At 62.2% G+C, this 21,442-nt stretch carries 29 protein-coding genes; 14 read left to right on the top strand and 15 right to left on the bottom strand.

Annotated elements, in window-relative coordinates:
• The gene (locus NKI19_RS20010) at positions 1-813 is read right to left on the bottom strand and encodes a VOC family protein (protein ID WP_352492448.1); all 813 of its coding nucleotides are present in this window, start codon (positions 811-813) and stop codon (positions 1-3) included.
• Between the two features lie 271 nt (positions 814-1,084).
• Between NKI19_RS20010 and NKI19_RS20015 the strand changes: the two genes are divergently transcribed.
• Positions 1,085-1,633: an RBBP9/YdeN family alpha/beta hydrolase gene (locus tag NKI19_RS20015; protein WP_352467348.1), complete on the top strand. Its 549-nt coding sequence runs from the start codon at positions 1,085-1,087 to the stop codon at positions 1,631-1,633.
• Here the strand turns inward: NKI19_RS20015 and NKI19_RS20020 are convergent.
• Positions 1,630-2,403, bottom strand: a complete 774-nt coding sequence (locus NKI19_RS20020; RefSeq protein WP_352492449.1) for an HpcH/HpaI aldolase family protein — start codon at positions 2,401-2,403, stop codon at positions 1,630-1,632. The genes NKI19_RS20015 and NKI19_RS20020 overlap by 4 nt on opposite strands.
• A 120-nt stretch (positions 2,404-2,523) precedes the next feature.
• The gene (locus NKI19_RS20025; protein ID WP_023674726.1) at positions 2,524-2,844 is read right to left on the bottom strand and encodes a DUF1476 domain-containing protein; all 321 of its coding nucleotides are present in this window, start codon (positions 2,842-2,844) and stop codon (positions 2,524-2,526) included.
• A gap of 270 nt (positions 2,845-3,114) precedes the next feature.
• Here NKI19_RS20025 and purC point away from each other — a divergent pair, with 270 nt between their 5' ends.
• The 7 genes from purC to NKI19_RS20060 are packed head-to-tail and all read left to right on the top strand — an operon-like array spanning position 3,115 to position 6,892.
• Positions 3,115-3,909 (top strand): phosphoribosylaminoimidazolesuccinocarboxamide synthase, encoded by a 795-nt coding sequence (gene purC, locus NKI19_RS20030; RefSeq protein WP_023674725.1) that lies wholly within the window; start codon positions 3,115-3,117, stop codon positions 3,907-3,909.
• A gap of 40 nt (positions 3,910-3,949) precedes the next feature.
• A complete protein-coding gene (gene purS / locus NKI19_RS20035) occupies positions 3,950-4,192 on the top strand; it encodes a phosphoribosylformylglycinamidine synthase subunit PurS (protein ID WP_352492490.1) in 243 nt (80 codons plus the stop codon).
• Between the two features lie 18 nt (positions 4,193-4,210).
• Positions 4,211-4,465, top strand: coding sequence for a hypothetical protein (locus tag NKI19_RS20040; RefSeq protein WP_352492450.1), 255 nt, complete (start codon positions 4,211-4,213; stop codon positions 4,463-4,465).
• Positions 4,462-5,130: a phosphoribosylformylglycinamidine synthase subunit PurQ gene (purQ, locus tag NKI19_RS20045; RefSeq protein WP_352492451.1), complete on the top strand. Its 669-nt coding sequence runs from the start codon at positions 4,462-4,464 to the stop codon at positions 5,128-5,130. Before NKI19_RS20040 ends, purQ begins: the two co-directional genes overlap by 4 nt.
• Positions 5,131-5,161: 31 nt before the next feature.
• Positions 5,162-5,827 carry a glutathione S-transferase family protein gene (locus NKI19_RS20050; RefSeq protein WP_352492452.1) on the top strand — a complete coding sequence of 222 codons (666 nt, stop codon included), beginning with the start codon at positions 5,162-5,164 and terminating at the stop codon, positions 5,825-5,827.
• A 2-nt stretch (positions 5,828-5,829) separates the two neighbouring features.
• Positions 5,830-6,240 carry a hypothetical protein gene (locus tag NKI19_RS20055; protein WP_352492453.1) on the top strand — a complete coding sequence of 137 codons (411 nt, stop codon included), beginning with the start codon at positions 5,830-5,832 and terminating at the stop codon, positions 6,238-6,240.
• A 4-nt stretch (positions 6,241-6,244) separates the two neighbouring features.
• Entirely contained in the window at positions 6,245-6,892 is a 648-nt protein-coding gene (locus NKI19_RS20060) for a Pr6Pr family membrane protein (RefSeq protein ID WP_352492454.1), read from the top strand.
• A 206-nt stretch (positions 6,893-7,098) separates the two neighbouring features.
• On the opposite strand, the gene NKI19_RS20065 is transcribed toward NKI19_RS20060, so the two are convergent.
• The 3 genes from NKI19_RS20065 to NKI19_RS32885 form a co-directional block, all read right to left on the bottom strand.
• Positions 7,099-7,311: a hypothetical protein gene (locus NKI19_RS20065; protein WP_352492455.1), complete on the bottom strand. Its 213-nt coding sequence runs from the start codon at positions 7,309-7,311 to the stop codon at positions 7,099-7,101.
• Positions 7,304-7,555 carry a type II toxin-antitoxin system prevent-host-death family antitoxin gene (locus tag NKI19_RS20070; RefSeq protein ID WP_352492456.1) on the bottom strand — a complete coding sequence of 84 codons (252 nt, stop codon included), beginning with the start codon at positions 7,553-7,555 and terminating at the stop codon, positions 7,304-7,306. Before NKI19_RS20070 ends, NKI19_RS20065 begins: the two co-directional genes overlap by 8 nt.
• Positions 7,556-7,690: 135 nt before the next feature.
• A complete protein-coding gene (locus tag NKI19_RS32885; protein ID WP_473555852.1) occupies positions 7,691-7,843 on the bottom strand; it encodes a DUF1127 domain-containing protein in 153 nt (50 codons plus the stop codon).
• A gap of 186 nt (positions 7,844-8,029) precedes the next feature.
• Here NKI19_RS32885 and NKI19_RS20080 point away from each other — a divergent pair, with 186 nt between their 5' ends.
• The 3 genes from NKI19_RS20080 (at position 8,030) to NKI19_RS20090 (ending at position 12,149) form a co-directional block, all read left to right on the top strand.
• Positions 8,030-9,442 (top strand): aminotransferase-like domain-containing protein, encoded by a 1,413-nt coding sequence (locus NKI19_RS20080; protein ID WP_352492458.1) that lies wholly within the window; start codon positions 8,030-8,032, stop codon positions 9,440-9,442.
• A gap of 149 nt (positions 9,443-9,591) precedes the next feature.
• Positions 9,592-11,829 carry a phosphoribosylformylglycinamidine synthase subunit PurL gene (gene purL, locus NKI19_RS20085; RefSeq protein ID WP_352492491.1) on the top strand — a complete coding sequence of 746 codons (2,238 nt, stop codon included), beginning with the start codon at positions 9,592-9,594 and terminating at the stop codon, positions 11,827-11,829.
• An 86-nt stretch (positions 11,830-11,915) separates the two neighbouring features.
• Positions 11,916-12,149: a BolA/IbaG family iron-sulfur metabolism protein gene (locus NKI19_RS20090; RefSeq protein ID WP_023674714.1), complete on the top strand. Its 234-nt coding sequence runs from the start codon at positions 11,916-11,918 to the stop codon at positions 12,147-12,149.
• 12 nt (positions 12,150-12,161) lie between these two features.
• Here the strand turns inward: NKI19_RS20090 and NKI19_RS20095 are convergent, their stop codons facing one another.
• The gene (locus NKI19_RS20095) at positions 12,162-12,968 is read right to left on the bottom strand and encodes a phosphodiester glycosidase family protein (RefSeq protein WP_352492459.1); all 807 of its coding nucleotides are present in this window, start codon (positions 12,966-12,968) and stop codon (positions 12,162-12,164) included.
• Positions 12,969-13,130: 162 nt separating this feature from the next.
• Here NKI19_RS20095 and grxD point away from each other — a divergent pair, with 162 nt between their 5' ends.
• On the top strand, positions 13,131-13,466 hold the full coding sequence (gene grxD / locus NKI19_RS20100) for a Grx4 family monothiol glutaredoxin (RefSeq protein WP_352492460.1): 336 nt from the start codon (positions 13,131-13,133) through the stop codon (positions 13,464-13,466).
• Positions 13,467-13,674: 208 nt separating this feature from the next.
• A complete protein-coding gene (locus tag NKI19_RS20105; protein ID WP_352566992.1) occupies positions 13,675-14,874 on the top strand; it encodes a multidrug effflux MFS transporter in 1,200 nt (399 codons plus the stop codon).
• A gap of 19 nt (positions 14,875-14,893) precedes the next feature.
• On the opposite strand, the gene NKI19_RS20110 is transcribed toward NKI19_RS20105, so the two are convergent.
• The 4 genes from NKI19_RS20110 to rpsD all read right to left on the bottom strand — a co-directional run bounded on the left by NKI19_RS20110 (position 14,894) and on the right by rpsD (position 17,825).
• On the bottom strand, positions 14,894-15,301 hold the full coding sequence (locus NKI19_RS20110) for a UCP034077 family protein (protein WP_352566983.1): 408 nt from the start codon (positions 15,299-15,301) through the stop codon (positions 14,894-14,896).
• A 49-nt stretch (positions 15,302-15,350) separates the two neighbouring features.
• Positions 15,351-16,178 carry an inositol monophosphatase family protein gene (locus NKI19_RS20115; RefSeq protein ID WP_352566981.1) on the bottom strand — a complete coding sequence of 276 codons (828 nt, stop codon included), beginning with the start codon at positions 16,176-16,178 and terminating at the stop codon, positions 15,351-15,353.
• Positions 16,168-17,055, bottom strand: coding sequence for a tRNA 2-thiocytidine(32) synthetase TtcA (gene ttcA, locus NKI19_RS20120; RefSeq protein ID WP_352492463.1), 888 nt, complete (start codon positions 17,053-17,055; stop codon positions 16,168-16,170). The genes NKI19_RS20115 and ttcA overlap by 11 nt, the downstream gene beginning before the upstream one ends.
• Before the next feature lie 152 nt (positions 17,056-17,207).
• Positions 17,208-17,825 (bottom strand): 30S ribosomal protein S4, encoded by a 618-nt coding sequence (gene rpsD, locus NKI19_RS20125; protein ID WP_023717376.1) that lies wholly within the window; start codon positions 17,823-17,825, stop codon positions 17,208-17,210.
• Positions 17,826-18,205: 380 nt separating this feature from the next.
• Between rpsD and NKI19_RS20130 the strand changes: the two genes are divergently transcribed.
• Positions 18,206-18,418 carry a hypothetical protein gene (locus NKI19_RS20130; protein ID WP_352492464.1) on the top strand — a complete coding sequence of 71 codons (213 nt, stop codon included), beginning with the start codon at positions 18,206-18,208 and terminating at the stop codon, positions 18,416-18,418.
• 90 nt (positions 18,419-18,508) lie between these two features.
• Here the strand turns inward: NKI19_RS20130 and NKI19_RS20135 are convergent, their stop codons facing one another.
• From NKI19_RS20135 to NKI19_RS20150, 4 genes are all read right to left on the bottom strand, one after another.
• Positions 18,509-18,697, bottom strand: coding sequence for a DUF3008 family protein (locus tag NKI19_RS20135; RefSeq protein ID WP_023674705.1), 189 nt, complete (start codon positions 18,695-18,697; stop codon positions 18,509-18,511).
• Between the two features lie 76 nt (positions 18,698-18,773).
• A complete protein-coding gene (murI, locus tag NKI19_RS20140) occupies positions 18,774-19,586 on the bottom strand; it encodes a glutamate racemase (RefSeq protein WP_292659837.1) in 813 nt (270 codons plus the stop codon).
• A gap of 157 nt (positions 19,587-19,743) precedes the next feature.
• Positions 19,744-20,415, bottom strand: coding sequence for a DUF805 domain-containing protein (locus NKI19_RS20145; RefSeq protein ID WP_352566979.1), 672 nt, complete (start codon positions 20,413-20,415; stop codon positions 19,744-19,746).
• A 52-nt stretch (positions 20,416-20,467) separates the two neighbouring features.
• On the bottom strand, positions 20,468-21,334 hold the full coding sequence (locus NKI19_RS20150; RefSeq protein ID WP_352492466.1) for an RNA methyltransferase: 867 nt from the start codon (positions 21,332-21,334) through the stop codon (positions 20,468-20,470).
• Positions 21,335-21,442 lie beyond the last annotated feature (108 nt).

Consider the following 21,442-nt stretch of genomic DNA (forward strand, 5'->3'; position numbering starts at 1 on the left):
CTACGCCTTGCCGGGAACCGTCCTTATCACTGTGCCCCACGGGTCCTCGCGGGTGGTCTCGCTTGCGGCATTGTCCGAGCGCATCTCGACCCAGGCCAAGCCGGAGCGGGAGGGATCGCGGCGACCGGCGCCCGCGCTCTGCCACGCATTTGCGCCAATGTGGTGATGATAGCCACCGGACGATAGGAACACCGCCGCGCCACCGTACTTTGCCACTGTGTCGAAACCGAACTCCTGATGCCACCATGCTTCGGCTTCTTCCGGCCTGCCGACGCGCAAATGGACGTGGCCGATAATGCTGTTTTCCGGCGCGCCCTGCCAACCGGTGTCACCGGCCGGCACTTCGGCAACCACCGAAGGGATGTTCAGCCGCTCCGTCGCCATCGCTATCTTGTCGCCATTCCATTTCCAATCCTGCGGACGGCGGTCGGCATAGATCTCGATGCCGTTGCCTTCCGGATCGGTTAGATAAAGCGCCTCGCTGACCAGATGATCGGATGCGCCCTCGATGCCGATCTTGCCGGCGATGGCGTGATTGATCCAGCGGCCGAGATCGGCCCGACCGGGTAGCAGGAAGGCGGTGTGGAAAAGACCGGCGCTGCGCGGATCATCGGGTTTCGCCGCCGGATCCGCTTCGATGTCGAGCAAAGGACGATTGACTGCACCGAGCGTAATCGTGCCGCCGGAGCGGCTCAGTTCCTGCAAACCGACGACTTTGCGATAGTAGGCAGCGAGATTTTCTGCATCGCGCGCCCGCAAGCCGACGCGGGCAACGCTGACCGGGGTCGTCGCGGCAAAAGGCAGTTCGCTCATCAAAGTGCTCCGTTCAGGCGGCGCTCGACAAGCTTCCAATGGAGGAACCCGGCGCCATCAATCATTCTACGCCGTGTCCGTGCCAAAATCTCGGAACAGCCATTCTTTCCTGGGCACAGATCGTCGATCGCGGTCGTTCACACAAGAGCGCAAGAAGCGAACATGGTGTTCACAATAGCGAGCAGAACCGGGCTCGTGAGCGGCCGTTCGCGTGTCGCTGTCGAGTTCATACCCGGTTGCAGCCGACAACGCGTCTCGCTACATGCGCGCCATGAAAGTCAGGGAAGCAGATATTCTCATCGTGCCGGGCTACACCAATTCCGGCCCTGATCATTGGCAGAGCCGCTGGCAGTCGAAACTGTCGACAGCGCGCCGCGTCGAGCAGGCGGAATGGTCGAAGCCGGTGCGCGAGGATTGGACGGCCGGTGTCGCCAAGGCGGTTAACGAGGCCGAGCGGCCGGTCGTCATCGTCGCTCATTCGCTTGGCGTCGCCGCGGTCATCCAGGCCTTGCCTCGGTTCGAGCGGCCGGTCGCCGGCGCTTTTTTCGTGGCGCCGCCCGATGTCGCCAATCCAGAGATAAAGCCCAGGCACCTGATGACCTTCGGCCCCTATCCGCGCGACCCGCTGCCGTTTCCGTCGGTGGTGATCGCCAGCCGCAACGACCCGTTCTGCGCCTTCGGCGTCGCCGAGGACATTGCCGCGGCGTGGGGCTCGCTGTTCATCGATGCCGGCGATGCCGGCCATCTCAACGCAGATTCCGGCTTCGGCCCCTGGCCCGAAGGATCGATGACCTTCGCGAAATTCCTGACGGATCTCTAGGAAGCGATTGAGCCCCTGACGCTGTTCAGCAGGGTCTTTGCCCCAAGCGAAATCAGCGAATGCTCGGAACCCATCGCCAGCAGCCGGTAGCCCATCGACACCACGCGACCGGCAATGGCCGGTTCCATCACATAGATCGCCGCATGCTTCCCGGCTTTACGGGTGCGCTCGGCGATCGAGGCGACGGTCTCCATCATGCTCTCCAGCGTCGAACTGACGGTGGTCCCCTTCGACCAGGCGATCGAGAAATCCGAAGGGCCTAGGAAGATACCGTCGATGCCGGGCGTGTCGAGGATGCCGTCGAGTGCCTCAAGCGCGGCGCGCGTTTCGACCATGGCGAACGCCATGGTGCGCTGATTGCTGTCGCGCAGCCAGTCGGAATGATCGCCCTTGCCATGGCGCGGAAAGGCATAGGTGGGCCCCCAGGAGCGCTCGCCGAGCGGCGGGTATTTCATGGCGGCGGCAAACAGCCTTGCGTCCGCCACTGAATTCACCATCGGCGCGATCACCGCCTCGGCGCCGAAGTCGAGCGCGCGGCTGGCCATGTCGAAGCGGCCGACCGGAATGCGCACCAAAGCCGGCTTGTTGGCGGCCAGCACCGGCACAAGCCCGCGCAGTACGCTGTCCTCGTGATGGCCACCATGCTGCATGTCGAGCGTAACCGCGTCGAACCCTTGTCTGGCCAGTATTTCGACCGTCAAGGCATCCGGCACACCGGACCATGCGGTGAACAGCGTCTCGTCGGCCGCAAGGCGTGACTTCAGGGACATTGGCGATTTCCTCTTTGCTTGCAGCAATTCAGCCGGAAACGACCGCAAAGGCAAAGAAAAACCGCCCGGCTGGGCCGGGCGGTCGATTGGTCCAGCATTCTATCGATACCGGCGGAAAGATCAGGTGTTCTTGATCTGCTCGATCGCCTGCGCCATCAATTCATCCATGGTGCGGCGGATCTGATGGTCCGACTGGTCGATGCCGGCCGCATCGAAATCCTTGCGTATCTTGCGGAAAACGTCGTGATCGCCGGCTTCCTCGATGTCGCTGACGACCACTTCCCTGGCATAAGCGTCGGCATCGGCACCTGACTTGCCGAGCTTTTCGGCAGCCCACAGGCCGAGCGCTCTGTTGCGGCGTGCCGCGGCCTTGAACCGAAGTTCCTCGTCGAATGCGAATTTGCGCTCAAAGCCCTCTTCGCGGTCTTTCATGCTGCTCATGGCATCCCTCCGTGAAATCCGATTCGTTGCGCCAATATGTGTTGCCGGAGCACAAACCAAAAGGGCGCCGGCCGGTCAATATGCTACATTGGTTGCTGCGCTGCGGCATTTCGGTCCCCGAAAGCGGTTGATTGAAAGGATTTGCCGATTGAGCAAACAGTGCGATTGGGATAGACACCGGCATTGAACCCCACCGTCGCCATCTTATTTTAGGCAGACGGACAGGAACTGGTCGCTTGCCGCCTGCCCGCAAATCCAGAGAAAAATCAGATGAAAAATCGCCGCCGCATTTATGAAGGCAAGGCCAAGATCCTTTATGAGGGACCGGAGCCTGGCACGCTGATCCAGTTCTTCAAGGACGACGCCACCGCTTTCAACAAGAAGAAGCATGAAATCGTCGATGGCAAAGGCGTGCTCAACAACCGCATTTCCGAGCACATCTTCAATCATCTCAACCGGATGGGCATTCCGACCCACTTCATCCGCCGGCTCAACATGCGCGAGCAGCTGATCAAGGAAGTCGAGATCATCCCGCTCGAAGTGGTGGTGCGCAACGTCGCCGCCGGCTCGCTGGCCAAGCGCCTGGGCATCGAGGAAGGCACCGTGCTGCCGCGCTCGATCATCGAATTCTACTACAAGGCCGATGCGCTCGACGATCCGATGGTATCGGAAGAGCACATCACCGCCTTCGGCTGGGCGAGCCCGCAGGAGATCGACGACGTCATGGCGCTGGCCATCCGCGTCAATGACTTCCTTTCCGGCCTGTTCATGGGCGTCGGCATCCAGCTCGTCGATTTCAAGATCGAATGCGGCCGCCTGTTCGAAGGCGACATGATGCGCATCGTCGTCGCCGACGAGATCTCGCCGGATTCCTGCCGGCTGTGGGACGTGGCGACCCAGGACAAGCTCGACAAGGACCGCTTCCGCCGCGACATGGGCGGGTTGGTCGAAGCTTATCAGGAAGTTGCCCGCCGACTCGGCATCATGAACGAGAACGAACCGCCGCGTCCGGCCGGGCCGGTGCTGGTCGCATCGACCGACGGCGTCAAAGGCAAGCCGCACTGACGGCTTGCCCGCTCAACAGATGAACAGGAGCATGTCCAGCGTGATCAAGGCCCGCATTACCGTGACCCTCAAGAACGGCGTGCTCGACCCACAAGGCAAGGCAATCGAGCATGCGCTGTCCGCAATGGGTTTCGGCGGCGTTGGCCAGGTGCGGCAAGGCAAGGTTTTCGATGTCGAGCTTGCCGAGGGCGACAGGGCCAAGGCCGAGGCCGATCTGAAAGCCATGTGCGACAAGCTTCTAGCGAATACGGTGATTGAGAACTATAGTGTAGCCATTACCTGAGGTTGTGCCGGAGGGTAGATGACGGAAGCCACGAATGAGTTGATGTATGAGCTTCTCAAGCGTGTGCATCACGAAGTCGCTGAACTTCGCCAGGACGTTTCCGAAGTGAAGCGGGAGTTGAATGTCGTTCGGGGTCACATGGTCGCAACACAAAGCGACATTCACAACATCTATGGCATTCTCGGCCGTCAAGACGATCGCCTTGAGCGCATAGAACGCCGTCTAGAATTGCGCGAACTCGCCGAAGCCCAGAGGCCCTACGAACCAAAATGAAATCAGCCGTCGTCCTGCTCCCCGGCCTCAATCGCGACCGCGACATGATTGCGGCGCTGACCAAGATTTCCGGCACGCCGCCGGTCACCGTCTGGCAGACCGACACCGAAATTCCTGATGTCGACCTGATCGCCATTCCCGGCGGCTTTTCCTTTGGCGATTATCTGCGCTGCGGTGCCATTGCCGCGCGCATGCCTGTGATGCGGGCTGTGGCCGAAAAGGCGGCCAAGGGCGTCACGGTGATCGGCGTCTGCAACGGTTTCCAGATCCTGGTCGAGGCAGGCCTGCTGCCGGGCGCCTTGATGCGCAACACTTCACTGAAATTCGTCTGCCGCGAGGTGAAGCTGCAGATCGCCAACGCCAACACGATGTTCACCCGCCGCTACCAGCCGGGTCAGGTCATCCGCGCGCCGGTGGCGCACCATGACGGCAATTATTTTGCCGATGCCGAAACGCTGACCCGCCTCGAAGGCGAAGGCCAGGTAGTGTTCCGCTATGCCGAAGGCACCAATCCCAACGGCTCGATCAACGACATTGCCGGCATCGTCAACGGCCGCGGCAACGTGCTCGGCCTGATGCCGCATCCGGAAAACCTGATCGAAGCGGCGCATGGCGGCAGCGACGGCCGGGCGCTGTTCGAAAGCGCGCTGGGCATCGCCGCTTGATGCCTTCAATTTTCCTCCTGGAGCGACGGTCATGAAACTCTATTCGCGGCCGTTGTCGCCCTATTCGTCGATCGTGCGGGCCCTGGCCTACATCAAGAACGTGCCGCTCAAGCTCATTGCACCACCGCCGGGGTTTCCCATCCCCGAAGCCTTTCGTGCTATCTCGCCGCTCAACCGGATTCCGGTGCTGATCACCGGTTCGGGCGAAACGATCGTCGAATCGGTGGTCATTGCCGAATACCTGGAGGAGCGCTTTCCCGAGCCTGCATTGCTGCCCAAGGATTCGAAAGACCGGGCGTTGGTGCGCATGTTCGCCCGCATCACCGACCTTGACGTGCTCGCCCCGATGATGAAGCTGTTCGAGCTCTATTTCGTGCCGCAGCGCAATGAGGCAGAGATCAAGGCACAGTTCGCCCGATTGCATCATGGGCTTGCGGCAATCGAGGCCCGCATGGCGCATGGCCCGTTCGCGCTCGGCGACGATATCTCTTTTGCCGATGCATGGCTGACGCCGACCCGCTTCGTCTTCAACAATTTCAGGGCGACGATCGGCCGCCCCGACTTGCTTGATGCCTATCCGAAATTCGATGCCTATGAGCAAATCGCCTTGCAGCATCCGGCGCTGTCGCGCGTCTGGGGTGAGATGACAGACGGTCTGAAGATCTTCCTGTCCGAGCTCGAGATGGGCGCCGCTTGAACATGAGACCGACGATCACGCGCCTCGCCTTCGCTACTGTCGCCGGGCTTGTACTCGCCTCCTGCCAGTCAGGCCCGAAGAGCACGCCGGCGCCGGCCGGCAAGAGCGCGTCACTGCTTGCCATGGAGCAGGTGGCAATCGCTGCCCACAAATGCTGGATCGCCAGCAAGGACCCTGCCTTCAAATCGTACCAGATGGCCAACGAACTGAATTCGTTCAGCGGCACGCCGCGCTTCCTGCTGGTGCCGGCCAAGCATTATGGCGGAAAGCCGCTGCTGGTCGTGCAGGCGCAAGGCAATTCGAGCCGCGTCGACGTGTTCGGCCCGCTGATGGCGGAACCGCTCGGCGCGCGCATCGGCTCGGACATTGCCCGCTGGCAGGCGGGCAATCCGGCCTGCGGCGCTGCTGCCTAGCCCGATGGGTCGCTTGCTGCAGATCACTGGTCTGGTCGTCGGCCTGGCCGGGCTGGTCCTGCAGCTCTGCATCACCGTCCCGGCGTCAATGGAAGCCGGCCGCAGCTTTGTCGGCTCGCTGGTCTTCTATTTCAGCTTCTTCACCATCCTGACCAACATCGGCGCGGTGCTCGTCCATGCCTCGTTGCTGTCATCGACGGGTTACACCTGGTTTCCGGCCTTTGCCGGGCCACGGATGCGAGCGGGCGTAGCCGTCGCCATAACGCTGGTCCTCATCGTTTATGCAACGGTCCTGGCGCAGCTTTGGCAGCCGCAAGGGCTGTTCCTGCTCTGCGACGTTCTCATGCACTATGTGACGCCGGTGTTGTTCGTGCTGTGGTGGCTTGTGGCAGGCGCCGACGGCTCGACGCGGTGGCGCGACATCTCCTGGTGGATGATCTATCCGGTCGCCTACCTGGCCTATGCGCTGCTGCGGGCGCCGATTGCCGGCGAAGTGCCCTACCCGTTCCTCGACGTCTCCAAACACGGTGCGGCCAGTGTCGCCGTCTCGGCTCTAGCCATCACCGGACTTTTTCTGTTGCTGTGCATTGTGGCGGTGCTTGTGGACCATGGCCTTTCGCGGGTCAGGACGGCACGCGTCCGTTCGCGATGACGCTCTCCCGCCTTAGCGTCTTGGCACGGTTCGCGCGGCGCCTGCACGATCGCCGCAGCAGCTTCACCGGCAATCCGTGACATGAACTTGCGCGTGAATTGGCCAAGCGGCTTGGCATCCTCGAGCGCCCAGCTCGTCGCGAGATCATCGGTGTTGAATTCATCGACGATAACCCAGGCTGGCGTATAGAGCGTGGCGCGACGGGCCTACGTCTCAGGAATCTCGACGTAGTACGCGTCAGGGCGTGGCGGCTGACTCGTGATCGGAAAGAGCAGAGCCTGCTTGCGGCCATTCTTACCGGCAACGATCAGCATGACGCAAGTCGGCCGCGCCTTGCGTCCGCTCTCCTCGCCACGGTCATATTCCCTTGCCCACAGATAGGAGTAGAGAATGATCTGTCCGTGACCAAGCTCAGTCATCCCGGACATCATCTCGCGCGATTGCGTCGAGGCCGGCTAGAAGCTCGTCGCGTTCCTCGGTCGACAGATCCTCGACGCGGTGCGCCCGCTGGGCGCTGCGACCGGTGATGCGGTCGAACTGCTCTGCCGTCAGGAGCACGAACTTTCGCTTGCCGCGCTTGGTGATGTCGACGGGACCACGGAACGCGGCCTCGACGACCTCGCCGGATTTGTTACCGAGATCTGTGAGGGTGAAACTCGCCATGACCATCTCCTTCACACCGGAAAATAGGTGGAATAGCTGTTTTCAGCAATACCCCTATTCATCAGAAGCGTCGCAGGCGGGAATCCGGTGAACGCAAGAAGGAGGGCGCATCTCCTCAATGACCAGCGTGGCGGCTCAGTCCCAGAACGGCCTCAGACCCTCACGATGGGCATCGCAGCGCGAAATGCCGATATCCTTGAGTTGGGCGTCGGTCATCTCGAGCAGGACCAGCCGACTTCGCCGGCGATCCAGCAGGCTGTCGATCCATCGGACCAATGACGTGACCACTTGCACGAGCCGGCGAACATAGGATCTCCGGCCCGACGAGCGGCTTCCGGTCAATTCAACTGCCGCGTATCGGATTGTCTCTATTGTACCCATTTCTCTTCTGCCAATATTGCAATTGTGCCCTTTTATACGGCCCGCTTCATATGTATTGACTCTCATTTCGGTGCAATGTAGAAAATTGTCACCATGACAACTTGGCTTCCAGATCTTACCGCCGGTACCGGCCCACTCTATCAGCGGCTTGCCGATTCCATCGAGACAGACATCGACCGCGGCCTGATCGGTGCAGGAGCAAAGCTGCCGCCGCAGCGCGATCTGGCATACGACATCGGCACGACCGTCGGCACCGTCGGCAGGGCCTATCAATTGCTGCGCGAGCGCGGTCTGGTGAGCGGCGAGGTCGGCCGCGGAACCTATGTTCTCGCTCAGCAGTCGGAGAGCGCAAAGCCGGAGTTCCTGGGGACGGTCGAACAAGGCACGCGCTATATGGATGCGCCCGGCGACAAGCTGCGCTTCGATAGCACCGCCGCACCGGATGTCGGCCAGGGCGCCATCGTCGCCGACGTGTTGACACGCACGGCCCAAGACCATCCGCATGAGATTTCAAGCTACACGCGTGACTTCCCGGACCGCTGGTTCGAGGCCGGCAGGCGCTGGCTGTCGCGCAATTCCTTTCGCCCGGCCGCAGATGCAATCGTTCCTACGCTCGGCACCCACGCCGCGGTGATGGCAACCATTGCGGGGCTCACCGCCCCAGGCGACTATGTCGTCTTCGAGCACCTCACCTATTCGCAGATTTCCCGCAGCGCCGGCCTTATTGGTCGCCGGACAGCATTGGTGGCGGCTGACGACGAGGGCATCGATCCCGAGGATTTCGAACGCGTCTGTGCACAAAAGCATCCGAAGATGATGTTTTTGATGCCGACGGCCAAAAATCCGACGCTGACAACGCTGTCGGCCTCGCGCCGCGAGGCAATCGCGCATATCGCCCGTCAATACAACGTCGTCCTGATCGAGGACGATCTCTATGGCGGACTGACCGATGATCCGACACCTTTATTGGCCGAATATGCTCCCGAACGGACCATCGTTGCCGGCGGCCTGTCGAAATCGGTCGCGGCGGGTGTTCGCGGCGGTTGGCTCGCCTGCCCGCCGGCCTATCGTCACCGCATCCGGGTCGCCCACAAGATGATGACGGGCGGCCTGCCCTTCCTGCTGGCGGAGGTGGGCAGCCGGCTGGTGCTGTCCGGTCAGGCCGCCGAGATGCGCAAGCGCAGCATTGGCGAGATCGGTGCGCGCATTGCGATCGTGCGCCAGACACTCGACGGCTTCGACTTCAAGGCGCTGGATAATGTGCCCTTCGTCTGGCTCACTTTGCCGGACCCATGGCTTTCCGGCACTTTCAAACAAGCTTGCCTCGAACACGGCGTGCTCATCGACGACGAGGACGAGTTCAAGGCGGGACGTTCCGAACAGGCCTTTCACGGCGTGCGGTTTGGCATCTCGCAGCCGCGACAGCGGGACGATATCGCGCACGGCGTCGCGGTGATCCGGCGGCTTCTGGACGAAGGCCGAGCAGGCTATGACAGCTTTTCCTGAACCGGCTTGAAACCGGCGGGTTGAGTGGCGATCTTTCGCTACTTGCGGCCAGCTGTTGCTTTCCGTCGTTTTAGTCATCCGGCGGGGTGTATCGGCTGCAAAGCTTGCGATAAGACGGGACTCGATCCCAAGGACACAAATTGCCGATCATGACCATTTCCAATTCCGTGCCGATCACTCCGGAACTCATTGCCGCGCACGGGCTGAAGCCCGACGAGTACCAGCGCATCCTCGACCTGGTCGGGCGCGAGCCGAGCTTTACCGAACTCGGTATTTTTTCGGCGATGTGGAACGAGCATTGTTCCTACAAATCGTCGAAGAAGTGGCTGCGCACGCTGCCGACCACCGGGCCGCAAGTCATCCAGGGCCCGGGCGAGAATGCCGGCGTGGTCGACATCGGCGATGGCGACTGCGTCGTCTTCAAGATGGAGAGCCATAACCATCCCTCCTACATCGAGCCTTATCAGGGAGCGGCGACCGGAGTCGGCGGCATCCTGCGCGATGTCTTCACCATGGGCGCGCGGCCGATCGCGGCGATGAACGCGCTGCGCTTCGGTGCGCCGGACCATCCCAAAACCAGGCACCTCGTTGCCGGCGTCGTTTCCGGCGTCGGTGGCTATGGCAATTCCTTCGGCGTGCCGACGGTCGGCGGCGAGGTCAATTTCGACGCTCGCTACAATGGCAATATCCTGGTCAATGCGTTTGCCGCGGGCCTCGCGAAGACAGACGCAATCTTTCTGTCCGAGGCGAAGGGCGTCGGCCTGCCGGTCGTCTATCTCGGCGCCAAGACCGGGCGCGACGGTGTCGGCGGCGCCACCATGGCCTCGGCCGAATTCGACGACAAGATAGACGAGAAGCGCCCCACCGTGCAGGTTGGCGATCCGTTCACCGAAAAATGCCTGCTCGAAGCCTGCCTCGAACTGATGGCGTCCGGCGCCGTTATCGCCATCCAGGACATGGGTGCCGCCGGCCTCACCTGCTCTGCCGTAGAAATGGGCGCCAAGGGCGACCTCGGCATCGAGCTCGATCTCGACAAGGTGCCGGTGCGTGAAGAGCGTATGAGCGCCTACGAGATGATGCTTTCGGAGAGCCAGGAGCGCATGCTGATGGTGCTGCGCCCCGAAAAGGAAAAACAGGCCGAGGCGATCTTCCACAAATGGGGCCTTGATTTTGCCATCGTCGGCAAGACCACCGACGATCTGCGCTTCCGCGTGCTGCACCAGGGCGACGAGGTCGCCAACCTGCCGATCAAGGATCTCGGCGACCAGGCGCCGGAGTATGACCGTCCCTGGGTCGAGCCGAAGAAGCCGGTGCCATTGGCTGGCGATGCACCGCAAGCCGATGTGGCCGACGCACTGCTCAAGCTGCTGGGCGGACCGGACCTTTCCTCGCGCCGCTGGGTGTGGGAGCAGTACGACACGCTGATCCAGGGCAATTCATTGCAGCTTCCCGGCGGCGACGCCGGCGTCGTGCGCGTCGACGGCCACCCGACCAAGGCGCTCGCCTTCTCCTCCGACGTGACGCCGCGCTATTGCGAAGCCGACCCTTACGAGGGCGGCAAGCAGGCGGTGGCCGAATGCTGGCGCAATCTGACAGCCACTGGCGCTCTGCCGCTCGCTGCCACCGACAACCTCAATTTCGGCAATCCCGAACGGCCGGAGATCATGGGCCAGCTGGTTGGCGCTGTGAAAGGCATCGGCGATGCCTGCCGGGCGCTCGGCTTTCCGATCGTCTCCGGCAACGTCTCGCTCTACAATGAGACCAACGGACAGGGCATCCTGCCCACGCCAACCATCGGCGGCGTCGGTCTGATTGCCGACTGGTCGAAAATGGTGCGCATCGGCTTTGCCGCCGAAGGCCAGATGATCGTGCTGGTCGGCGCGCCGACCATGTGGGGCACGCATCTTGGCCAGTCCGCCTATATGCGCGACATCCATGGCCGCGCCGACGGCCCGCCGCCGCCGGTCGATCTCGACCACGAGAAGCGGGTCGGCGACCATGTGCGGGCGCTGATCGGCTCCGGCGTCGTTACCGCGGCGCATGACGTTTCCGATGGCGGCATCGCGGTGGCGCTGGCCGAGATGGCGATGGCCTCGGGCATCGGCGCGACCATTCCCGGCCTGATCGGTACAGATCCGGTCCCGGTCTGGTTCGGCGAGGATCAGGGCCGCTATCTCCTGACGCTGTCGATCGACCCGCAGAGCGAGGCGTGGGACGCCATTCGCGAACAGCAAAGCAAGCTCGGCATCTTCGCACCATGGATCGGCTCGACCGGCGGCAGCGAATTGAAGCTGGGCGAGGCACGTGCGATACCGGTCAGCGAATTGACCGCCGCCCACGAATCCTGGTTCCCTCGCTTCATGGCAAATGAGGTCGTGGATCCGTGATGTGATCGAGTGGCGCCCCTTCGGTGTGGTTCATACGCTATTTCGACCATATCTATGAGATCACGACCTGAACAAGGAATCCTCGCATGGCAATGGACGCCCACGACATCGAACGGCTGATCAAGGAAGGCATTCCGGACGCCAAGGTGACGATTCGCGACCTGGCCGGCGATGGCGACCATTATGCGGCCGAGGTTGTGGCCGAAAGCTTTCGCGGCAAAAGCCGCGTCCAGCAGCACCAGATGGTCTATGACGCGCTGAAGGGCAACATGGGCGGCGTGCTGCACGCCCTTGCCCTGCAGACCAGCGTGCCGGACTGAATTCCCTTCCAGTTATCGCCTCGCAAGCGTCTTCCCGGTCACGGCAATGATCGGCCCGGCCGTATAGTTTCCACCAACAATCATCCGCTCGCCGTTCGACAGCGCCGAAACGACGCCGTCGAAGAAAAGCGCGTTGGCGCAGTCGAGCCCATCGCGAAATAGCCGTGCGCAGCTGCCGAGGCTGACTTCAGAGCGCGAGATCGCCAGCACGACGGTGTTTTCGTCACGCACGCCTACGCCGTTGCGGATATAGCGCGATGTGCCGTTCTGCTCGAAGCGAGGATGAAGCCGGCCGTCGATCACCAGCATCGGGCCGGATTGCGTGGCAAACATCACGTCCGGCCTGGCGGCAGCATAGGCGCTTGTCTCCATGACCGCCGCCTTGCCGTCCTTGCGGACCAGGAACACGCCGTTCGGTTTCAGGAAGAAATTGCCTTCGCTGTCGGCGACGTTGATCGGCGCCTTCTCCTGGCCGTCTTCGACGAGAAGGCCGACTGGGGTCAGGTCTTGGTGATACATGCCGGCGTTCATGGCGAGCAGCACCGTCCGGCCCTGATCCGCCATCGCCTTGTCGAATTTGTCCAGTGAACCGAAAGCCTTGCCGTCGAGGCCTGTGTGGAACACACCGACGTCATAGCGGCGCAGATCGATCTCGCAGACGACATAGGCGACCGCCTCGAAGCTCGCATCGCGGCACGGCGCCGGCAATTCACCGCCGACGACCAGCGGTGGCTCTCTCGGCGACTTGGCCCACCAGATCAAGATCAATGCGGCGACCAGAACGGCGAGGAGGAACCCGGCGGGATATCGTCTTTTCATCGCGCCTCGGCGAAGATGGTGGCCAACGGCTTGGCCCAAGGTCGGACGTTCCTTTGCGCCATTTGCATGGCAAGGCGGCAAACATCTTGTTTCGCGCAACCCATGGGTTTATTTGAAGGGTAATGTTCGAGCCTGACTCCCACAGGCATGAAAGGGTTTTCCATGAGCGGCATCAACGACTACATCGACAATGAAGTGAAGGGCAACGACGTCGTTCTCTTCATGAAGGGCACGCCCGGCTTCCCGCAATGCGGATTTTCCGGCCAGGTCGTGCAGATCCTCGACTATATCGGCGCTGACTATAAAGGCGTCGACGTGCTGACGTCGGCCGAACTGCGGCAAGGCATCAAGGACTACTCCAACTGGCCGACCATCCCGCAGCTCTACGTCAAGGGCGAGTTCGTCGGCGGCTGCGACATCATCCGCGAGATGTTCCAGGCAGGCGAATTGCAGAGCTTCCTCGTCGAAAAGGGTGTCAGCGTCAAAGGCGCCGCCTGACTTCTGTTTCTGCGTATGACCTTCCGACTGCGATTTTCGGGGGTCACGCACCAAGCGCCGGGGCAGCCCCCACCTTGGCAAAAAGTTCTGCCCGATATCGGGGCAATCAACGAATGGATGCGTCGGCCAGCCGGCGCATTTTCGTTTGAGGATCGGACTGGCCGTGGATCTGCAAGCAAAAGCGCAGCAAAAGGCAAGCACCTTGCCCATTCCGCGCTGGGAATTCATTGCGCTGTGCGCGGCGCTGATGGCGCTCAATTCGCTGGCCATCGACATTATTTTGCCGGCGCTGCAGCAGATCGGCGCCTCGCTTGGCGTCGAAAATGAAAACCACCGGCAATATGTGGTCACCGCCTACATCCTTGGCTTTGGCGGCGGACAGCTGTTCTTCGGGCCGATCTCCGACCGTTTCGGGCGCCGCGCGCCGCTTGTCGCAGGGCTGGTGATCTACGTCGTGGCGGCCGGCGCTGCGGCAATCGCCCCGTCATTCGCCACGCTTCTGCTATGCCGGGCCGTGCAAGGCATCGGCGCAGCGGCGACGCGCGTCATTGCCGTCTCGATCGTGCGCGATACGTTCGACGGAAGGCGTATGGCCGAAGTCATGTCCTTGATCTTCATGGTGTTCATGGCCATCCCGGTGGTGGCGCCCGGTATCGGCCAGTTCATCATGCTGTTTGCGACCTGGCATGTGATCTTCGTCACCATGGCGGCCGGCGCGCTGATCGTGTCCGCCTGGTCGCTGCTGCGCCTGCCCGAGACACTACATCCCGAATATCGCCGGCCGCTGACGCTGTCCTCCATCATCGACGGCTTCCGCATCGTTCTCACCAACCGCATCGCGCTCTGCTACGTCTTCGCCAGCACCTTCATCTTCGGCGCCATGTTTGGCTTCATCGCCTCGGCCCAACAGATCTATGTCAGCGTGTTCAATGTCGGCGAGATGTTCCCGGTCATCTTCGCGGGGGTTGCCGGCGTGCTTGCTTTTTCGAACTACCTCAACGCGCGCCTCGTCGGCCGTATCGGCATGCGCCGCCTGTCGCAAAGTGCGCTGCTGCTGTTTCTGGCAATCAGCCTTGCCTGGCTGGTCGTTTCCATCGAAATGAAGATGCCGCTCTGGCTCTTCATTGCCTTCTTTGCCTGCGCCATGGTCCCGTTCGGCGCGCTCGGCGCGAACTTCAACGCGCTCGCCATGGAGCCGCTGGGGCACCTGGCCGGCACTGCGTCATCGATCCTCGGGTTCATGCAGACATTTCTTGGCGGCATTCTCGGCACGCTGATCGGCCAAGCCTTCAACGGCACGGTGACGCCGCTGGCCGCCGGCTTCTGCAGCGTGTCGGTGGCGGCGCTGCTGATGATCCTCCTGGCCGAGCGTGGCAGACTGTTCCAGCCGCATAACCCGCCGGTTTAATGCACATTGCCGGGCGCGCCTAGGATGCACCCTCACTGACCGCGGTGAAGCGAGGGAACAGCGTACGTCCTGCGATTGCTCCGCCCATGCTGTCCGAAACGGGCAGCGGAAGAGCCTTGTCGAGCGCCTCGAGGACGGAAGCCACGAAGGCCCGGTTGAGCGGGCCATCGTCCCCTAGATGGGAGTAAGTGGCGCGCGGTTTGCCAATAAGCGTGCCGTTTCGGCGAATTGAGAACTGCAGCGTCAGGGTCATGCCCGCGGTTCCGGGCGGCGGCTCCCAACAGGCGAAGATCGCGGAGAACATCTGGTCTATGGTGTCGACGGAGTCGGGGCTGCGACATGCGCGTTCCCCAGATCTTGCTTCATTGACACCGGCAACCAAGGCAAGGGCAAAGGCCGTTGCAATAATTGCGGACCGAGGTTTCATTCGAGGTCTCCGGTTTCGCACAAGATTGGACAAGTTTGGCAGCGAAGAGTTATTCCGCCCAGAGCTCGCGGCGCAGCTCCCGCCAGCTTTCCCGGTCCGGCGCGACCAGCAGGCCACCTCCGACATGCGACGGCAGATAGGCGCTGCCGTCGAAGCGCGCGGCATGGCCGCCGGCCTCCGCATGGATCAGCACGCCGGCCAAGTGATCCCAGGGCATCAGCTTGTTGTAGACGACGAAATGGCCGTGGCCGCTGGCCAGCAGGCGGTATTCGTGAGCGGCGCAGCGATAATTGAACTGCGATAGCGACTTGGTCTGGTTGCGCGCCAGACGTGAGCGGTCCGGCTCGGGCACATAGTGCCATGAGACCGCACCGGTCATTTCCGACATCGGCGCCGGTTTGGCGACATGAACCTTTTCCAGATTGCCATGGGCATGGCGGATATGGCTGCCGGCGCCACTAACGCCGATCAGCCAGTCCTTGCCGACGGGATCGTGAATGATGCCGGCGACCGTCTCGCCCTTGATCACGACGCCAAGCATGACGCCGAATAGCGGCACGCCGGAGGCGAAGTTGAAAGTGCCGTCGACCGGGTCGATGACGAAGGCGAGTTCGGCATCGCCGAGACCGTCGAGCAGCGTCGGGTCGTCGGAGCAGGCCTCCTCGCCGACGATCATTGCGTGGGGATAACGCTGGCGCAGCCTGGCGGTGATGAGCCGTTCGGCATTGACGTCGGCCTCGGTGACGAGATCGGCGGCCGAAGTCTTGCGACGGGCGTCGCCCTCGCTCAACCGGCGAAAGCGCGGCATGATCTCGGCGACGGCGGCTTCCGACAGAAGGTCGGCAAGCCAGTCGATCGCGCTATCGTCAAATGTCATCGGAACGCCTGGTGGTGAGGGTTTCGTTGAGGGCGGCGAAATCGAACAGTTTCCTGTCGAGCAGATGCGACGTGCGCACATTGGCCATGGCGCGGATCATCGTGTCCTTGCGGCCGGGCATGCGCTTCTCGATGTCGTCGAGCATCGCCTTCATGGCGTTGCGCTGCAGGCCTTCCTGGCTACCGCACAGATCGCACGGAATGATCGGGAATTTCATGGCGCCGGCAAATTTCTCGAGATCGGCTTCCGCGCAATAGGCGAGCGGCCGCAGCACCATGACATCGCCCTCGTCGTTGAGCAGCTTCGGCGGCATGGCGGCCAGGCGCCCGCCATGGAACAGGTTCATGAAGAAGGTTTCCAGTATGTCCTCGCGGTGATGGCCGAGCACCAGCGCCGAGCAGCCCTCCTCGCGGGCAATCCGATAGAGATGACCGCGCCGCAGCCGCGAGCACAGCGAGCAATAGGTGCTGCCCTCTGCCAGCTTGTCGGTGACCACCGAATAGGTGTCCTGATATTCGATGCGATGCGGAATGGCATGGCTGTCGAGATAGTCGGGCAATATGTGCTTGGGAAAGTTCGGCTGGCCCTGGTCGAGATTGCAGGCCAACAGCTCGACCGGCAGCAGCCCGCGCCATTTGAGATCGAGCAGCACGGCAAGCAGGCCGTAGGAATCCTTGCCGCCCGACAGAGCGACTAGCCAACGGTCGCCAGGCCTCACCATGGAGAAATCGTCGATCGCCTGGCGGGCAAGCCGCAACAGCCGTTTGCGCAGCTTGTTGAACTCGACGGAGGACGGCACATCGGCAAACAGCGGATGAAAGCCGCCTTCGGCGTCGGCGACCGGCTCAAGCGTTTCGGCGTCTGGCTGCATGTTCACGGCGCGTCGGCCCTAAAGTCCTGTTGCCGCCCGCAGTAGCGCATCGGACCGAAAATCGAAATCGATTTCCGAATCACGTCGCGAAAAAGGAAGGAAAAAGAAAAGGCCGCCTCGACGGGCGGCCTGTCCTTGTATCGCGACGAACGCGCCGATCAGCGCGAATAGAATTCGACGACCAGGTTCGGTTCCATCTGCACGGCAAACGGAACGTCCGCCAGGCCGGGGATGCGCGTGAAGGCCGCGGTCATCTTGTTGTGATCGGCCTCGATGTAATCGGGCACATCGCGCTCGGCCAGGCCCACCGATTCCAGCACGATGACCAGCTGCTTCGACTTCTCGCGCACTTCGATGACGTCGCCCGGCTTGCAGCGGTACGAGCCGATGTTGACGCGCTTGCCGTTGACGTTGACGTGGCCGTGATTGACGAACTGGCGCGCCGCAAAGATTGTCGGCACGAACTTGGCGCGATAGACGACGGCGTCGAGGCGCGATTCGAGCAGGCCGATCAGGTTCTCCGAGGTGTCGCCCTTGCGGCGGTCCGCCTCTTCATAGACCTTGCGGAACTGCTTCTCCGAAACGTCGCCATAGTGGCCCTTCAGCTTCTGCTTGGCGCGCAGCTGCAGGCCGAAATCGGAAAGCTTGCCCTTGCGGCGCTGGCCGTGCTGGCCGGGGCCGTATTCACGCTTGTTGACCGGGGACTTCGGGCGGCCCCAGATGTTTTCGCCAAGACGGCGGTCGATCTTGTACTTCGCGGATTCGCGCTTGCTCATCGCATTCCCTTTCAAAACAACACACCCGGAACCTCATGGTCCGAGTGAAGGAAACGCGCCCTCCTCTGGCCTCCGTTTTCGAGACCTGACAGGGTTTTCCACGCAACGCGACGGAAAACCCACGGGACACGTCATTTCAAACAAGACATAGGGAAAGTAAAACCGGCTTCCCAAACGTCTTGCACACATAAAGAAAACCACCGGGCATTGCGGCCCGGTGTTGGTGGGCTGGTTAAACGGAGATTTAACCGCTGTCAAGCTTCTGGCTGGCGCGAATCGCCGAACTGGGTAGTGTCATGGTTGTAGAACGTGCCGGATGTGGCGGGAGGTTGCGCCAGCGGCATCAGGAAGGGACTGAAATCAGAGGAGCTGGAATTCGCATGAAGAAGTTCTTCCTTACGTTGGTAGGTGCCGCGGTGATGGCCGGCACGATGGCGGTCGCGCCCGAACCGGCGCAGGCCCGGCATTGGCACGGCCACAGGCATCACCAGGTCTGCCGCATCGTGGTCAAGAAGAAGGTGGTATGGCGCCACGGTCATCGCAAGGTCATCCGCTACAAACTGCGGCGCTGCGGTTGGGGCTGGAACTGGTAATTTTCGCCCTCGCCCGTTGAGACTTCAGGGCCCGCGGCTCAGCCGCGGGCCTTTTGTTGACCGGCATCCGTGGCCAGAATGGTCAGTCAATCAGTGTTTCGACTTCTTTTCCGGCAGGCCCTTGCGCTTGGTCTCGGCGAATTCCTCGAGCTGTTTTTCGCTCATGGATTTATACATTCCCTTCGACGCGCCTTTGAGCGCGCCCTTCTTGGTCTCGCCGCGCTTGGCTGACAATGCCGCGCCGGCCGCTTTCTGCTGGGCTTTTGAGGTGGCTGGCATGATGGTTTCTCCCGTTTCCAATGAGAGGAAAACGCATTGTCTGGTGCGATGTTCCCAAAGAGACAATTGCCTGCGGTCAGGATATCGCCAGGCCAAATCCCTGCATCAGCCGGCGCGTCGGAAAATCGGCGCTGTTCGAGGTGAAGAACGCAAGGTCGGCGCCCTCCGGCAGTGCCTCTCTGCGATAACCGGCCTCGGTATCGGCAAGCAGCGAGAGCGCGCGGCGGGCGATCGCCTCGGCCGGGTCCAGCCAGTCGACCGGCCAAGGTGCTGTCTTGCGCATGCGGTTGGCCAAAAAAGGATAATGGGTGCAGGCAAGCACGACGATGTCGGTGCGCAACCCGTCATGCTCGACGAAGCACGGCGCGATCTCGGCGCGCACGGCCTCCTCGTCAACAAAACCGTCGCGCATATAGGCTTCGGCCAATCCCGCCAGCCTGTCGCTGCCGACCAGGCGGACGTGGCATTTCTGCGCCCATTTGCTGATCAGGTCGCGCGTGTACTGGCGCTTGACGGTGCCGGGCGTCGCCAGCACCGAAACCAGGCCTGAGCGCGTGCGTTCCGCCGCCGGCTTGATGGCCGGCACGGTGCCGACGAAAGGGTGGCCGGGAAACCTCTCGCGCAAGGCATCGATGACCAGTGTCGAGGCGGTGTTGCATGCGATGACCGAAATGGCCGGCGAAAACCGGTCGAGCAGCCTGGCGAACAACTCCAGGATATGTGTTCTCAGCGCCGGTTCCTCCCAGGCGCCGAAGGGGAACGCCGCGTCGTCGGCGACATAGATGAAGCGGCGGTCAGGCATTAGGACGCGCGCTTCACGCAGCACGGTGAGGCCGCCAATGCCGGAATCGAACATCAGGATCGGACGGGCGCTCGATGGATCGGTCATTGTCATTGAGTCACTAAGGGCTGGGAATCACTGAAGGCTGGGGAATCACAAACGAGATCACGAGAGAAGGCCGGCCCATGCATTTTGCTTCGGCCGATGATGCATTATCCCGGACGCTTCTATGTGGAGCCATCGTGGCCTTGATGCGGCGAGCCGGTCACACAAGGCCGCGCTTGCCGAAGCCACCGGCCCGCGGCCGGCCGTTCGCCGGAGATGCAGGTTGAGATGCAGGGTGGCTCGACGGCATCGGTGCGGCCCGCATGGCGTAGGCTGGAGCCAGAGCCGTCACGCCGGCGGCCGACGCTGAATGGAGCGCCGCGGTGCCGCGCAGCGGCCCGGGCCGGTCGAAATCGTCGAAACTCAGGGATGACGCCATATCGGAAGAGCCACCGCCCGCTGGCCTGGCCGCCAAGATGACGGCCCACAGCCCGACAAGAGCTAATCCCAGCAGGTTAAGACCGGAATGCGAATCTTCGCCGTCGAATTTTACGACAAGAACAGTGCCGGCCTGCAGGATCGCGAACAGGGTCGAGAACACGATATAGGACCAAAGGATCCAACCCGACCCTTGCGCGTCGCGGCTTCGACGCCAGGCGAAATTCGCGCGGAATAGAACGATCACCAGCGAGGCGACGAGAACGGCCGCGGCCAGTCCTTCCCTGGAAGGACCAGGTTGCGAATTGGCCAAGCCCTCGATGCCGATGGTCCACAAGACGCACAGCACAAAGGTCACGATTTCCGCAACCAGCAGAGCCACGGAATAGAAGAAAAAGCGAAGACGACCGATATTTGAGCTAAACATCCCAGAATCCATCGTTTTGAAAACCATGGATCAAACCAAATAAAATTCGGTTACTGGTGAGGTATGGGAAGTTCCGAGGCTAGTCTTTGTCTTTCGCCCTCGCAGCGCGTGCTGCGGCCGCCGGGAGCCGCCTTGGATCGTCGCCGGGCGATCCGTCGCCGCGCGGCATGGCCGGCGAGAACCTGTCCAGCGATGATATGATACCGCGCAGCACCTTGAGCTCCGGCTCGGCAAAACCGGGGCGGGTCAGCACGGCGCGCAAATTGTCGACCATCTTCGGCTTCTTCGCTGCCGGGCGGAAATAGCCGCGCGCCTCGAGTGCACCTTCCAGATACGCAAACAGGCCATGCAATTCTTCCTTGGCAGCCGGCGGCATTTCGGGGCCGGAGAAGTTGGTCCTGGTCTCGTCTTCCAGGCCGGACTTCATCCATTCATAGGACATCAGCAGGGCCGCCTGGGCGATGTTGAGCGAGGAGAAGGCTGGATCGACGGGGAAGGTGACGATCTCGTCGGCGAGGCCGACCTCGTCATTATAGAGGCCGAAGCGCTCGCGGCCGAACAGGATGCCGGTGCGCTGGCCGGCCCGCTGCCGCGCCCGCAGCGCCCTGCCCGCCTCGACCGGACCGCGCACCGGCTTGAAATTGTCGCGCGCGCGCGCCGTGGTGGCGAAGACGAAGTTCAAATCGCCGACTGCCGAGGCGAGGTCATCGAACACCTTGACGGCATCGATGACGTGGTCGGCGCGGCTTGCGGCGGCACGCGCCTTCTCGCTCGGCCAGCCGTCGCGCGGATTGACGAGCCGCAGCTCGGCAAGGCCGAAATTGGCCATGGCGCGCGCAACCATGCCGATATTCTCGCCGAGCTGCGGCTCGACCAGGATGATCGCCGGTCCGGACGCAGGCGTTCCGGAGGCAAGAGGGGTGTCGGGATCCTGGGTGGCGGTCATGGTTGTCAATGAGCGGCTGTTTGCGGCATTTCGCAGTCCCCTGCCACATTTGGCGGCGAAAATGAAGCTTTCGCAGAGAATGCCGTCACTGCGGCGCGGTTCGCCGTT

Origin of the sequence: Mesorhizobium sp. M0751, assembly GCF_040320265.1 — a bacterium.
Classification (GTDB): domain Bacteria; phylum Pseudomonadota; class Alphaproteobacteria; order Rhizobiales; family Rhizobiaceae; genus Mesorhizobium.

Excerpts from the sequence above, each read along its gene's own strand:
- NKI19_RS20090 (WP_023674714.1), top strand. The coding sequence starts at position 11,916 with ATGGCAATGGACGCCCACGACATCGAACGGCTGATCAAGGAAGGCATT.
- NKI19_RS20110 (WP_352566983.1), bottom strand. The coding sequence starts at position 15,301 with ATGAAACCTCGGTCCGCAATTATTGCAACGGCCTTTGCCCTTGCCTTG.
- NKI19_RS20095 (WP_352492459.1), bottom strand. The coding sequence starts at position 12,968 with ATGAAAAGACGATATCCCGCCGGGTTCCTCCTCGCCGTTCTGGTCGCC.
- purL (WP_352492491.1), top strand. The coding sequence starts at position 9,592 with ATGACCATTTCCAATTCCGTGCCGATCACTCCGGAACTCATTGCCGCG.
- purC (WP_023674725.1), top strand. The coding sequence starts at position 3,115 with ATGAAAAATCGCCGCCGCATTTATGAAGGCAAGGCCAAGATCCTTTAT.
- NKI19_RS20025 (WP_023674726.1), bottom strand. The coding sequence starts at position 2,844 with ATGAGCAGCATGAAAGACCGCGAAGAGGGCTTTGAGCGCAAATTCGCA.
- NKI19_RS20065 (WP_352492455.1), bottom strand. The coding sequence starts at position 7,311 with ATGACTGAGCTTGGTCACGGACAGATCATTCTCTACTCCTATCTGTGG.
- NKI19_RS20010 (WP_352492448.1), bottom strand. The coding sequence starts at position 813 with ATGAGCGAACTGCCTTTTGCCGCGACGACCCCGGTCAGCGTTGCCCGC.
- NKI19_RS20080 (WP_352492458.1), top strand. The coding sequence starts at position 8,030 with ATGACAACTTGGCTTCCAGATCTTACCGCCGGTACCGGCCCACTCTAT.
- NKI19_RS20145 (WP_352566979.1), bottom strand. The coding sequence starts at position 20,415 with ATGGTTTTCAAAACGATGGATTCTGGGATGTTTAGCTCAAATATCGGT.
- NKI19_RS20070 (WP_352492456.1), bottom strand. The coding sequence starts at position 7,555 with ATGGCGAGTTTCACCCTCACAGATCTCGGTAACAAATCCGGCGAGGTC.
- NKI19_RS20020 (WP_352492449.1), bottom strand. The coding sequence starts at position 2,403 with ATGTCCCTGAAGTCACGCCTTGCGGCCGACGAGACGCTGTTCACCGCA.
- NKI19_RS20050 (WP_352492452.1), top strand. The coding sequence starts at position 5,162 with ATGAAACTCTATTCGCGGCCGTTGTCGCCCTATTCGTCGATCGTGCGG.
- NKI19_RS20130 (WP_352492464.1), top strand. The coding sequence starts at position 18,206 with ATGAAGAAGTTCTTCCTTACGTTGGTAGGTGCCGCGGTGATGGCCGGC.
- NKI19_RS20150 (WP_352492466.1), bottom strand. The coding sequence starts at position 21,334 with ATGACCGCCACCCAGGATCCCGACACCCCTCTTGCCTCCGGAACGCCT.
- grxD (WP_352492460.1), top strand. The coding sequence starts at position 13,131 with ATGAGCGGCATCAACGACTACATCGACAATGAAGTGAAGGGCAACGAC.
- murI (WP_292659837.1), bottom strand. The coding sequence starts at position 19,586 with ATGACCGATCCATCGAGCGCCCGTCCGATCCTGATGTTCGATTCCGGC.
- NKI19_RS20015 (WP_352467348.1), top strand. The coding sequence starts at position 1,085 with ATGAAAGTCAGGGAAGCAGATATTCTCATCGTGCCGGGCTACACCAAT.
- rpsD (WP_023717376.1), bottom strand. The coding sequence starts at position 17,825 with ATGAGCAAGCGCGAATCCGCGAAGTACAAGATCGACCGCCGTCTTGGC.
- NKI19_RS20040 (WP_352492450.1), top strand. The coding sequence starts at position 4,211 with ATGACGGAAGCCACGAATGAGTTGATGTATGAGCTTCTCAAGCGTGTG.
- NKI19_RS20055 (WP_352492453.1), top strand. The coding sequence starts at position 5,830 with ATGAGACCGACGATCACGCGCCTCGCCTTCGCTACTGTCGCCGGGCTT.
- NKI19_RS20115 (WP_352566981.1), bottom strand. The coding sequence starts at position 16,178 with ATGACATTTGACGATAGCGCGATCGACTGGCTTGCCGACCTTCTGTCG.
- purQ (WP_352492451.1), top strand. The coding sequence starts at position 4,462 with ATGAAATCAGCCGTCGTCCTGCTCCCCGGCCTCAATCGCGACCGCGAC.
- NKI19_RS20135 (WP_023674705.1), bottom strand. The coding sequence starts at position 18,697 with ATGCCAGCCACCTCAAAAGCCCAGCAGAAAGCGGCCGGCGCGGCATTG.
- NKI19_RS20060 (WP_352492454.1), top strand. The coding sequence starts at position 6,245 with ATGGGTCGCTTGCTGCAGATCACTGGTCTGGTCGTCGGCCTGGCCGGG.